At 37.0% G+C, this 11,595-nt stretch carries 13 protein-coding genes; 4 read left to right on the forward strand and 9 right to left on the reverse strand.

Going from position 1 to position 11,595, the window contains the following annotated elements; translation table 11 throughout:
- Positions 1-13: 13 nt before the first annotated feature.
- The 6 genes from ACSLUH_RS01465 to ACSLUH_RS01490 form a co-directional block, all read right to left on the reverse strand.
- Entirely contained in the window at positions 14-1,057 is a 1,044-nt protein-coding gene (locus ACSLUH_RS01465; RefSeq protein WP_448563844.1) for a DUF1972 domain-containing protein, read from the reverse strand.
- On the reverse strand, positions 1,050-1,763 hold the full coding sequence (locus tag ACSLUH_RS01470; RefSeq protein ID WP_448563846.1) for an acyltransferase: 714 nt from the start codon (positions 1,761-1,763) through the stop codon (positions 1,050-1,052). The genes ACSLUH_RS01465 and ACSLUH_RS01470 overlap by 8 nt, the downstream gene beginning before the upstream one ends.
- Complete coding sequence (locus tag ACSLUH_RS01475; protein WP_448563848.1) at positions 1,760-2,941, reverse strand: glycosyltransferase; 1,182 nt, start codon at positions 2,939-2,941, stop codon at positions 1,760-1,762. The genes ACSLUH_RS01470 and ACSLUH_RS01475 overlap by 4 nt, the downstream gene beginning before the upstream one ends.
- Before the next feature lie 3 nt (positions 2,942-2,944).
- Positions 2,945-3,883 carry a glycosyltransferase gene (locus ACSLUH_RS01480; protein ID WP_448563850.1) on the reverse strand — a complete coding sequence of 313 codons (939 nt, stop codon included), beginning with the start codon at positions 3,881-3,883 and terminating at the stop codon, positions 2,945-2,947.
- Positions 3,884-3,920: 37 nt separating this feature from the next.
- Positions 3,921-5,024, reverse strand: a complete 1,104-nt coding sequence (locus ACSLUH_RS01485; protein ID WP_448563852.1) for an EpsG family protein — start codon at positions 5,022-5,024, stop codon at positions 3,921-3,923.
- Positions 5,025-5,108: 84 nt separating this feature from the next.
- Positions 5,109-6,056, reverse strand: a complete 948-nt coding sequence (locus ACSLUH_RS01490) for a Wzz/FepE/Etk N-terminal domain-containing protein (RefSeq protein WP_448563854.1) — start codon at positions 6,054-6,056, stop codon at positions 5,109-5,111.
- 275 nt (positions 6,057-6,331) lie between these two features.
- Between ACSLUH_RS01490 and ribH the strand changes: the two genes are divergently transcribed.
- The 4 genes from ribH to ACSLUH_RS01510 all read left to right on the forward strand — a co-directional run bounded on the left by ribH (position 6,332) and on the right by ACSLUH_RS01510 (position 8,789).
- Positions 6,332-6,796 (forward strand): 6,7-dimethyl-8-ribityllumazine synthase, encoded by a 465-nt coding sequence (gene ribH, locus ACSLUH_RS01495; protein ID WP_448563856.1) that lies wholly within the window; start codon positions 6,332-6,334, stop codon positions 6,794-6,796.
- 26 nt (positions 6,797-6,822) lie between these two features.
- Complete coding sequence (gene nusB / locus ACSLUH_RS01500; protein WP_448563858.1) at positions 6,823-7,239, forward strand: transcription antitermination factor NusB; 417 nt, start codon at positions 6,823-6,825, stop codon at positions 7,237-7,239.
- Between the two features lie 120 nt (positions 7,240-7,359).
- On the forward strand, positions 7,360-8,319 hold the full coding sequence (thiL, locus tag ACSLUH_RS01505; RefSeq protein WP_448564013.1) for a thiamine-phosphate kinase: 960 nt from the start codon (positions 7,360-7,362) through the stop codon (positions 8,317-8,319).
- A complete protein-coding gene (locus tag ACSLUH_RS01510) occupies positions 8,319-8,789 on the forward strand; it encodes a phosphatidylglycerophosphatase A family protein (protein ID WP_448563860.1) in 471 nt (156 codons plus the stop codon). Before thiL ends, ACSLUH_RS01510 begins: the two co-directional genes overlap by 1 nt.
- Positions 8,790-8,930: 141 nt before the next feature.
- Here ACSLUH_RS01510 and serA read toward each other — a convergent pair whose 3' ends face one another.
- From serA to ACSLUH_RS01525, 3 genes are all read right to left on the reverse strand, one after another.
- Positions 8,931-10,160 carry a phosphoglycerate dehydrogenase gene (gene serA, locus ACSLUH_RS01515; RefSeq protein WP_448563862.1) on the reverse strand — a complete coding sequence of 410 codons (1,230 nt, stop codon included), beginning with the start codon at positions 10,158-10,160 and terminating at the stop codon, positions 8,931-8,933.
- An 89-nt stretch (positions 10,161-10,249) separates the two neighbouring features.
- Positions 10,250-10,906, reverse strand: a complete 657-nt coding sequence (gene rpiA, locus ACSLUH_RS01520) for a ribose-5-phosphate isomerase RpiA (protein ID WP_448563864.1) — start codon at positions 10,904-10,906, stop codon at positions 10,250-10,252.
- A gap of 55 nt (positions 10,907-10,961) precedes the next feature.
- Entirely contained in the window at positions 10,962-11,561 is a 600-nt protein-coding gene (locus ACSLUH_RS01525; protein ID WP_448563866.1) for a 5-formyltetrahydrofolate cyclo-ligase, read from the reverse strand.
- Positions 11,562-11,595 lie beyond the last annotated feature (34 nt).

The raw sequence follows: 11,595 nt of genomic DNA on the forward strand, positions 1-11,595 counted from the left end.
CCTTACATATCATCTAATTCAATAGGTTGAAGTACTGCTGTTTTACTATTTCCCATGTATATCTGCGCTGAGCAATTTCGAGCATACGGTTACCATTATCAATCCCAGTTTCTTGGGTAATATTGGTAACTAATTCTTCAATATTGGAAAAGTAATGTGCAGACTCTTCGGTGCTAGCCCGATTATAATTACAATCGAAGGCCAAAATTGTTTTCTTAAAGTGCATCATTTCAACAAGTGATGGATTTGTTCCGCCAGCTGAATGACCATGTACATAAAAAGAGCATTTCTTTCTTAATTCAAATAACGAGTCGACGTCGTAAACTGGCGGCATTATATCAATATTTTCAAAGTTTTGATATTTAGCTTTCATTCTTCGGCCAAAGTCACTGTTGTCCCAGTTACCAATAAACTTTAGTTTTTTATTCGTTCGGCTAAATGCTTCTAAAATTAACTCAACATTGTTTTCTGGCTCAATTCTACATAACGCCAAAGCGTAACCGTCATCTGATAACTCTAACGATGAACTAACGGCATGGTCACCACCGTAAGCAATAACCTCTGACTTTACACCGTACTCTTGCGTGACGTAATCGGCAATCGCTTGATTATCAGCAATAACTTTGTCAGAAAACCTTACCGCTATTCTTTCAGAAAACTTTAAAAATGCTTTGGCTAACTTACCCCATTTATCTCTACGCCATTCTAGCCCATCAATATTGGTGACGATGTTTGCGTTAGAAAAAAGTTTAATAAAAGGCAAACAAATAGCGCCTGAAACCCCAAGTAGCAAAATATTGTCTGTCTTTTTCAACGTCGCATGACAAAGAGACCATATGTCATATGGAATGCTTTGCGCACCATTTGCATTAAGCGGGATATAATGTAATTTTGCATTTTTATAAGTTTTTAGCTTCTTTGTGTAGCTTCTGGATGAACAATAAACAGTTATTTGATGGGCGAAGTTGTTTTCATCCAGTAAGTTTTCTACTAAGGTTTCAAATCCACCGTAACATGCAGGCACACCTACTGTGCCAATGATTGAAACTTTATTCATTATTTGTACTTCTCTTTTTAATTACACGACAAGGAACACCCACGGCTATACTATTTTCTGGAATAGATTTGCTGACAACGCTTCCAGCACCAATAACACTTCCCTTGCCAATTCTTACTCCATCAAGAATGGTGACATTTGCACCAATCCATACATTCGCTTCGATAACAATGCCCTGTCTAGATACACCTTGTAATCGAATTGGCTGATTAGGATCTGAGTAATTATGATTTTCTGATAGAATTTTTACATCCGGGCCGATAATCACATCGTTGCCAATACAAATACCACCCTGACCATTGAGAAAGTTGTTATGTCCTAAACCTGTATTGTTGCCTATCTTTATACCTAAACCTAAATTGGAGATGACACCAGTGCAACGAATAAAACAGTTATCTGGAATGTTAACATTTTCACCTAGCTCTACTCCATTTCTTCCTAAACATTCGATAGTAACATTGGCTCCTATTGTCGTTGTCCCTGCCAATTTTAATGATTGACTAAACTTTATCCTTGTTCTTTTTCCTAAAAAGAGGCAGGTAGGTTTTTTAAATCTTACCAATTGAAAAAGAGTCCCGCGAGTTAAGGTCACTAAACGCTCTAAAGCTAAAGATAAAATTACATAGGAGTTTAGTTGTTTATCAAGTTGGTATTCAGGTGACTTTTTTACCTTACGAATAATGTAATTAACTAAGCTATAAATCAATTGCTTGCCTCCTGCAAATCAAACATGCGCTCTGCTTTATACTGCCATGTCATATGCTTTGGAATGCTTCGAATTGATTTGTTAGTGTTACTTTGTATAACACTATTAAATGAATCTACAAAATCCGCTTTATCAACAATATAGACGCTGGAATTATCGTGGTATTTTTCAATGTCACCTATACAGGTAGAAACAATTTTGTTACCAGACGCTAGGTATTCATAAAATTTAATCGGGTCTCCGCCATGTTGCTTATCAACCAAATAGGGAATGATACAAACATCGGCATTTGTAATGTGAGCTGGTAGTTGCTCATAATGTACATCACCAGTAAAAATTACATTTGGATATAATTGTAGCTCTATATCAGGCTGCCCTTCCAAGATTTTACCAAGATAAAAGAAATCTACATCAGGGTTACTTTTTGCTAACTCTGCCGCCAAATCAACATCAAACATGGATTGCATTTTTCCAGCATAAACGGCAATTTTTCTTTTCCGTAGTTTACTATTTTTGTAAATGATTGGTGTTTTATACTCGGACTGAAAACGATCAAAATCAACCCCATTAGGCATGAATTCGACCCTCTCATTGTTTGTGCAATTGAAATAACTTAGTGAATCTCTTCCATTGAAGTAAATTTTATCATAGCTTTTTAAAATACTTTGATATTCAGCTTGAAGCTCTTCTTTTAAAGAGGCATATGAGTCATGTTTACAAAAGTTATCTACGCCATCAAAGATCTTTTTTTGAGGAGATAGAAATTCTACCGTTTTCCTTGTTAACGGGGAAGACTCATAGCTCGTAAACTCAAGGCTATTCAGTTTAGTTAGTGCCTTTTTAATTAGCTTTCTATTACGAAAATATAAGTCACTAATAAATGCCTTTCCTTTTAGGATAGGTCTGATAACTGAGAAATCTATGATATCAACAACAAATAACTTTTCGCTAATTTTCTGTACCGTTAGACGACCGTCAGTAAAAATAACTTCACCAGACGTATTTGCAGTTTTTCGTTTTAGAACTACCTCTAACAATAATGTTGGCCGATTTATTATAATAGTCTTGTGAATAGAAGTATTATCAATCACTTTGCTATAAATATGGGCGTCTCGTGTTCGAAACCCTTCTTTCAAACTTAGCTTATAATCATGAAATGGGAAAAAAACTAAATTCATTTACTAACTTCCTATTTTTTTATGGAGAATATAGCCATCTTTAATCGCTTTAATGAAAAGGCCAATATTATTAAACTTAAACGTAACTAGAAATTGTGTTGTGAACACTGCTGTGCATATGCACAAGTTTGAAAGAAATATAAGAGTAGACTTTTTTCTCTTTAGGCCTAACCAAGTGTTATTCCGAACTGAATAGTAAAGTTGCATTTGAGATGCGTGGCTATATCTGTTATTCAAGAGTCTTCCACCTTTCTTGAGATGATAGCTTTTTTCTAAATCTTCAATCACTAAGGCTTCAGAAAAAACGACCTCAAAATTAAACTCTGAAATTAACCTATAGGTATATTCATAGTCATCAGCATAAAGGTATAGCTCTTTCCGCGGAAGTACACCAGTATCTAGCGACTTACGATTGAGCAAAAGACCACCATATGGGGCCGCTGCTAAATCACCTTTATACTCAGCTTCAGAGTTTTTAATGAAAGAAAAAAAATCTCTACCCAAGAAAGAGTTAGCGCTACCAATAATTTTTTCTGGTTTTTCTAACTCTTTTACTCGTTTAGCAAGTTCGCGATCAGAGCGGTGAAATGAATAGAGTTGGTTATCTTTAATTTGTAATTTTGATATCGTATCCAAACAATTTTCAGGTACCAAATTATCGTCATCTAATAATAATAAGTAGTCAGATTGGCTATTAGCTATAACGTAACGAAGTAATTCATGGTAACCGCCAGCTGAACCTAAATTGGTTTTGGAATATATTATCGTTACATTTTTTTGGTAGTACTTAGCGTTTATTTCACGCAAACTTTCAGGTGAAATTCCATTACAAAAAACGTATATATCATCGAAATTTTGACACAATAACCTATCAATGACTTTATATAAAAAAGCCTTTCTATCTCCATAAGTTAATGTGGCGACTGAAACTTTCGATGTCATAAAATGAAACCTTAAAATAATTTGGAGTGGTCTGCTGCTATAAATCCAATAATTTAAATGAAGAGAATGTTTTTGTGCTGTAGGTAGATAATACTCCTAAAAAGCACACAATAAACACAATCAAGCTTCGTAACGCTCCTGAATAATACTTGTCCATGATATAACAAAACATCAAAGCTTGCAGTGGAAAAGCTAAAAACATAAATCGATAGGAATACTGACTAAACGAACACAGCGCATAGATTAATTGAATCGATAATGCCAGAAATGCCATTCTAGTTAGGACGTTATCTTCTTTAGCAGACGGAGCATGTTTTAAGGTATAAAAGTAAATGCATGAAAAAAATAAGGACAGTACAATAAAATATAGTTTCACGGCAAAGGACATTAGTTCTTTTTCGATTATTAAATATCTTACAATTCTCCCGAGTCGCCCAAACGTATTTGCTTGTGAAGAGATACTCTCGAAAAAATTAACAATAACAACTGGGTTTACAACTAACCAAATGCAAAAAAAGAACAGGCTCGAGGAGAAAATTAGAGTGTTTATTCTGTGCCCTGAAAATTTTTTAACGAATAAGCTAACGAGCGTTATAATAGTGTAAGATGTATGCATAAAAACAGGCAATATATTGGCTAAAACGTACTTGTTTTTATAAATAACAGTTGAGGTCAAAATGAGCAGCCCTATTCCAAGGGCGAAACCACTCCTTAAACCATTAGTTAGCATATCAAAACCTGGAATAAATGACAGGTAGACAATTACAGCAACAAGCTTGTTATTAATTCCTAGGCGTTTTGCCGCAAGGTAAATAAAGAATAATTGAATGAAGCTAAGCGTAAATACGTAAACCTCTACACTACTGAACTTGGTCATGAACTCAGTAAAAAAAATAAATCCAGGCTCGAATGTATAGTAAGGGGGGATACGATATTTTATATCATAAAAGTAATCAAAATATGCAATCGTATCAACACCAGATTCTGCACTTCTAAAACCAATTAAAATAGCGAATGCGTAGATGAAAAACCAAGCAAAAGGTGCCGTTAGTTTGTTTAATTTATTTGACCAGCCAAAACTGCTTATAAGTAATGCAAGTACCAATAAAAGTATATAAAAAATGGTCAAAGGTGAATCCAATTAACTCGTTAGCGCCTATATAACCAGACATGGGTATAACAAAGAGGTGGTAGCTGCGAAATCTGCCTCTCAAACTTTTTTATGCTATTTCATGTAGTATCTAATCAAAACTATTAAAATAGATAGAAAGCCACCTAGTAATGTACCAATAACGACGATTAAAGCACGTTTGGGCTTAGCTTTTATTTCAGGTACTTGTGCTGGATCTATTGTTTTTAATACATATTCGTCTCTAACGTGTGCAAGCATCATGTTTTTTGTTTGTTCTTCAATAAGTTGATTAAAAACAGTTTTCATACTCGACAACTTTATACTTGAAAGTTGTTCGTTTAAATAGGTTATTGATGCTTCAGCTTCTTTTTGATCTTGTATTTTCATAAATTCGTTAATATCAGCTATTAACCAAGATAACCACTGTTTAGCTAAATTTGGTGAATAAAACTCGATTGCAATGGTGACCATCGACGTTTTGTCGTCTTGAGAAACAGTCAGCAACTCCAAAAAAGCCATATATCCTTCCCAGCTAGAGGGAATGGTTTGTTTAGGCGCTTTGACTTGTCTAATCCACCTTTGGTTTTGGTCATCATAAATTTCACTGTCTATTAGCAACTTATCTGATGACATATCCCATTTTTTCGCTGCTATTAATGGAATCATTAAATCGTGTTTGGCAATAAAATGTTCTAGAAATGAGCGAGATCTGATTATTTGTAAAGCAAGGGCTGTATTATCTGTGCTTGAACCACCTAGGTTAATACCAGCCATACTCGCTAAACCGCCAAATTGTCCAGCCAATGCTGATAAACCACTTGTACCATTTTCTGATGAGGCTGGCGCTAATAAAGCCGAAGCTCTATAAATGTTAGGTTTGGATAAAGCAAAAAAAACAGACGCTACAGCAAACAGAAAACTTATAGCAATAATAAACAGTTTATTTGCCCAAAGAATACGCCATAAAATATCTTCATTATCGCTATGAATTCGCTGCTTATTGTTATTCACTATTTCATTATTATTTGGGGTATTTGACACTAGCTTGGCACTTCAGTAGTTGGAAAAGTCTCGTAGAATTTTGCCCATTATACTGATAGGTTTATTGCCCTGTAAAGTTTTTGTCATTTTGAACGTATTGCGGATTGATGTTAATTTTTTGAGGTGTTCTGTATTACCTTCTTCTTATCGAAAAATACGAAGCTTAAAAATTATCCTTTAAAGATTAGTTTGTTTAAAGATAACAAACCTATACCTAATCTAGTAAAATTTTGATAGAATCGCGGCAATTTATAATCCATAGGGTAGTATATTTCATGAATGTCATTGAAGGTGGTTTTGTCGCAACAGGTAAAAAGTTTGCCATTGTTGTTTCTCGTTTTAACCATTTTATTGTTGATAGCCTGCAAGAAGGTGCTATTGATACGTTAAAGCGCCACGGTAATGTAGATGATGCGGATATTACAGTGGTTAAAGTACCTGGTGCCTATGAATTACCATTAGTAGCGAAAAAAGCGGCTAAAAGTGGTAAATATGATGCAATTATTGCTATTGGTGCGGTTATTCGTGGTGGCACGCCACATTTTGATTTTGTTGCAGGCGAGTGTAATAAAGGTTTAGCTCAGGTGTGTTTGGAGTCTGAAATTCCTGTATCATTTGGTGTGATTACTACGGATTCAATTGAGCAAGCCATTGAGCGAGCGGGCACCAAAGCTGGTAATAAAGGTGGTGAAGCGGCATTAGGGGCGTTAGAGATGGTAAACGTTCTTTCTCAGTTATAAAACGTTAGTTTTAAAAGGTAATACAAGTGAAACCAACCCCGAGAAGAAAAGCTCGTGAATTAGCGGTACAAGCGGTTTATTCATGGCAATTAAGTGATAATTCAACCACAGATGTTGAAGCGCATTTCTTAACTGAAAATGCTAAGCGTCGTTTTGATATTGAGTACTTTCAACAATTGTTTAGAGGGGCTACCTCTAGCGTTAAAGCGATTGATTTAGCGATTGAACCACATGTAGATCGACCTTTAGAAGATGTTGATCATATCGAAAAAGCAATTTTACGTGTCGCGATTTTTGAACTAAGCGATTGCTTAGATGTCCCATATAAAGTTGTTATCAATGAAGCAATTGAGTTAGCAAAACTCTTTGCGGCGGATGATAGTCATAAGTTTGTTAATGGTGTATTAGACAAAGCAGTTAAGTTAATACGCCCAGAACAATAATGACGACGTGATTAATTGATTGAAATAAGGCGTAACTTGTGTACGCCTTTTGTCTTTAAGGAAGAAGTAACTGTCTACAAAACTAAAACGATAAATAAGATAGTTAAGCGTTACTCTATGATGAAAGAATTTGATTTAATAAAAAGTTACTTTACTGAACAAGCGGTTAAACGAAAAGACGTGATTTTAGGCGTCGGTGATGATTGCGCAATATTAGCACCTTCAGAGAAGCAAAATATTGCTGTAACCACCGACACTTTAGTTGCTGGCGTGCACTTCCCTCATGATACCGCCGCAAGAGCCATTGGCCATAAAGCGATTGCGGTAAATTTATCTGATCTGGCGGCAATGGGAGCCGAACCTACCTGGATTTCAGTGGCATTGACCTTGCCAGAAATTGACGAAAAGTGGGTTGATGAATTTTGCACCGGGTTATTTGAGCTGTGCGAATACTATAATGTTCAAGTGATTGGTGGTGATACTACGCAAGGACCTCTAAGTATTACGGTAACTGCTCAAGGCGTTATCCCTTATGAGCAGCAAATTACGAGAAGTGGTGCAAAATCTGGTGATTGGATATACGTGACAGGTGAAGTAGGGGATGCGGCGCTAGCGCTATCTCATATCCAAAAACGTCATTTATTAAGTTTTTCAGACTTCAATTCGGTTAAACAACGTCTTGACTACCCGACGCCGAGAGTCTTGGCGGGACAAACATTAAGAAACTACGCTACTTCTGCTATTGATTTATCTGATGGCTTATACGCTGATTTAGGGCATATATGTGCAAGCTCTGGCGTAGGCGCTAATATTGTCCTTGAAAACCTACCCTTGTCACCAGTTTCACTTTCGGCAGTGGGTCAAGAAAGAGCTATTGAATTAGCGCTTACTGGCGGAGATGATTACGAATTACTTTTTACCGTTTCTGAAGATAAAAAAGTCGGGATGGAAATTGCTCTTGCTGATACTGGTGTCAAAGTAACGTGTATTGGGCAAATTAATGCTACAGAAAAGCTTACGACAACATTAAATAACAAACCTGCTATGATTGCTTCTGCAGGATACGAGCATTTTTCATAGTGGCTAAAGTAAAGTTTAATCTTGGCAGCCCTGTTCAGTTTTTCGCCTTAGGGTTTGGTAGTGGCTTAGTACCAAAAGCCCCCGGAACGATGGGGACTTTGGTGGCAATACCATTGTTTATGTTGCTTGGTAAATTGCCTATTATTGTTTATCTTGGCATTGTATTGATCTTGGCGTTGATAGGTGTTTATTTGTGTGGTCAAGCGGCTAAACAGTTGGGCGTTCATGACCATCCGGCGATAGTGTGGGATGAAATAGTCGGTTATTTGATCACTATGTGTGCCATGCCAATGACTTGGCAATCAATTTTGTTAGGATTTGTGCTCTTTCGGTTTTTCGATATTGTTAAACCTTGGCCGATATCATACCTAGACAAACACTGTCATGGCGGTTTAGGAATTATGCTAGATGATATAGTTGCGGGTTTAATGGCATGGTGTGGAATGTACTCAGTAGTTACATACTTATGAAGTAATTAAGACATCGTTCACTACAGTATAATTTTTATCTGAAGCAGCGTTATTGAATGTAGAGTCAATAACGCTGTCATAGATCATTTTTCTCGAGTCGCAAATACTTAAAGGACTAGCCTCTCAAACTCGAAAAATTCGTTAATGCAAGATTCTAGCTTTAATAGTCCCTTCAATTTTTTTCAACTGTTTTAAAGCCAACTCACTGTCTTGCGCTTCGATATCAATAACGACATAACCAATTTTTTCGTCAGTTTGTAGGTATTGTGCGGCAATATTGACATTGAGCTCTGCAAAAGCTTGGTTGATCTTTGTCATGATTCCTGGTTGATTTTTATGAATATGCAATAATCTACTCGTGCCACGATGCTCTGGTAATGATACTTCAGGGAAGTTAACCGCTGATAGCGTTGAGCCATTATCTGAATATTTGGCGAGTTTACTGGCGACTTCTAAACCGATATTTTCTTGGGCTTCTTTAGTACTACCACCAATGTGGGGTGTTAGAATAACGTTGTCAAAAGCACGCAAAGGTGAGATAAACTCTTCGTCATTACCTTTAGGCTCTACTGGGAATACATCGATTGCTGCACCGGTGACTTTCTTGCTGGTAAGCGCTTCTGAAAGCGCATCGATATCAACGACGGTTCCACGTGAGGCATTAATAAAAACAACCCCATCTTTCATCACTTCAAATTCAGCAGCGCCCATCATATTTTGCGTCTGTGGTGTTTCAGGCACATGCAAGCTAACCACATCTGACTCTTTCAACAAGGTTGTTAAACTTTCAGCTTGACTGGCATTGCCTAGCGGTAATTTGGTTTCGATATCATAAAATCGAACACGCATTCCGATTGTTTCTGCCATTATACCTAGCTGCATCCCAATATGACCGTAACCAATGATACCAAGGGTTTTACCTCGCGCCTCTACTGAACCTGCGGCTGATTTATTCCAAATGCCTCGATGGGCTTGAGCACTTTTTTCAGGAATACCTCTTAGTAGCAATAAAAGCTCGCCAATGACGAGTTCGGCTACAGAGCGGGTATTAGAAAAAGGCGCATTGAAAACGGGGATGCCACGCTCTTGCGCTGAAATGATATCAACCTGGTTGGTGCCAATACAAAAACAACCAATGGCAACAAGTTTCTTAGCGTGACTCAGCACTTCATCAGAGAGTTGGGTTCTTGATCGAATGCCTATAAAGTGCACTGTAGGAATTTTTTCAATTAGCTCTTCGTCACTTAATGACGTTTTAAGGTATTCGATATTACTATAACCTTTAGACTTTAATTCCTCTAAAGCGCTTTGGTGAACACCTTCTAATAACAAAATTTTAATTTTTTCTTTCGCTAACGACTTATTGCTCATGGTGGTTTTCTCTTGGTAAATTATTTTAGATGGCTAGATATCTAAAACTACCCGGTTAAACTAGCATATAGTGTATAAACTCTAAAGTGTTATTTTATAGTTTTTGCACCTTTGTCCGTACCTAAAATTAATATATCGGCACCTCGGTGGGCAAAAAGTCCATTGGTGACGACACCGACTATTGCGTTAATGTCACTTTCCAGCTTTTTAGGATCTAAGATTTTTAAATTGTGAACGTCTAGAATGACATTACCGTTATCAGTGATAACACCTTGGCGATATTCGGGATCACCACCTAGTTTGACAAGCTCTCTGGCAACATAGCTTCGCGCCATTGGAATGACTTCAACCGGTAATGGAAACTTACCGAGCATGCCAACTTGTTTGCTTTCATCAGCGATGCAAATAAAGGTTTTGGCAACCGCAGCGACAATTTTTTCTCGAGTTAGTGCCGCACCACCCCCTTTGATCATATGCATATGTTCGGTAATTTCATCGGCACCATCGATATAGACGTCAATTAAATCAACACTGTTAAGATCGAATACTTCAATGCCATAAGCTTTTAAACGCTTAGTTGATTCTTCTGATGAAGAAACTGCGCCAACGATGCGCTCTTTAATAGTGGCTAATGCATCGATAAAATGATTGACGGTTGAGCCTGTACCTACACCAATAATGGTGTCGTCTTTTACGTATTTAAGTGCTTCAATCGCAGCGGTTTTCTTCATTTCGTCTTGTGTCATTACATGCTCCAAAAATTGGTGTCGTCGCTATTATAGCGGTATTCGTGTTGTCGCGTTACTGATTAAATTGAAATATTTGAGAAGGAGTGATTATGCTATCAAGTGGCATATCCCAAGGTTGGCGTTTGATTCTTGGTAGTTGCTGACAATCATGAGCTAAGCCTATTTTTAAGGGGACTTTATTCGAATCGGTACTTAACAGGCTAGCAAATGTTCTATCATAATAGCCACCACCCATTCCTACTCTGGCACCAGTATTGTCAAAGGCGACTAATGGCGTAAAAATTACATCGAATTGTGATGGTGAAATAATGGTTCTAATATCGAGTTTAGGCTCTTTAATTCCGTATTGGTTTACTATCATTTCGCTATCGGCGTGGTACTGCAAAAATAGTAAATGACCTTTTGAAAAGGGATGCACCACAGGTAAGTAAGTATTTATGTTAGATGACCACAGCCACTCAATGGTTTTATCAGTCGATAGTTCACCATCATTAGCGAGATAAATTGCAACCTTACTTGACTGTTTAACGCTTTCAAGTTTACTCACTTGCTTTGTTAAGTCTATTGCCGATTGTTGTTGCGCTTGCTTGGATAAAGATTGCCTTTTTTCACGCATTAATTGACGAATGTGCGAGGCGCTTTTTTCTTCCATGTTTACTGTTGATAATATTTGTAAAAGAGGACTA

Source organism: Thalassotalea ganghwensis (assembly GCF_053485795.1).

What these genes read in the sequence shown, in the direction of transcription:
- ACSLUH_RS01465 (WP_448563844.1), bottom strand. Translation starts at nt 1,057, where the DNA reads ATGAATAAAGTTTCAATCATTGGCACAGTAGGTGTGCCTGCATGTTAC.
- ACSLUH_RS01475 (WP_448563848.1), bottom strand. Translation starts at nt 2,941, where the DNA reads ATGAATTTAGTTTTTTTCCCATTTCATGATTATAAGCTAAGTTTGAAA.
- ACSLUH_RS01480 (WP_448563850.1), bottom strand. Translation starts at nt 3,883, where the DNA reads ATGACATCGAAAGTTTCAGTCGCCACATTAACTTATGGAGATAGAAAG.
- ribH (WP_448563856.1), top strand. Translation starts at nt 6,332, where the DNA reads ATGAATGTCATTGAAGGTGGTTTTGTCGCAACAGGTAAAAAGTTTGCC.
- thiL (WP_448564013.1), top strand. Translation starts at nt 7,360, where the DNA reads ATGAAAGAATTTGATTTAATAAAAAGTTACTTTACTGAACAAGCGGTT.
- serA (WP_448563862.1), bottom strand. Translation starts at nt 10,160, where the DNA reads ATGAGCAATAAGTCGTTAGCGAAAGAAAAAATTAAAATTTTGTTATTA.
- rpiA (WP_448563864.1), bottom strand. Translation starts at nt 10,906, where the DNA reads ATGACACAAGACGAAATGAAGAAAACCGCTGCGATTGAAGCACTTAAA.
- ACSLUH_RS01525 (WP_448563866.1), bottom strand. Translation starts at nt 11,561, where the DNA reads ATGGAAGAAAAAAGCGCCTCGCACATTCGTCAATTAATGCGTGAAAAA.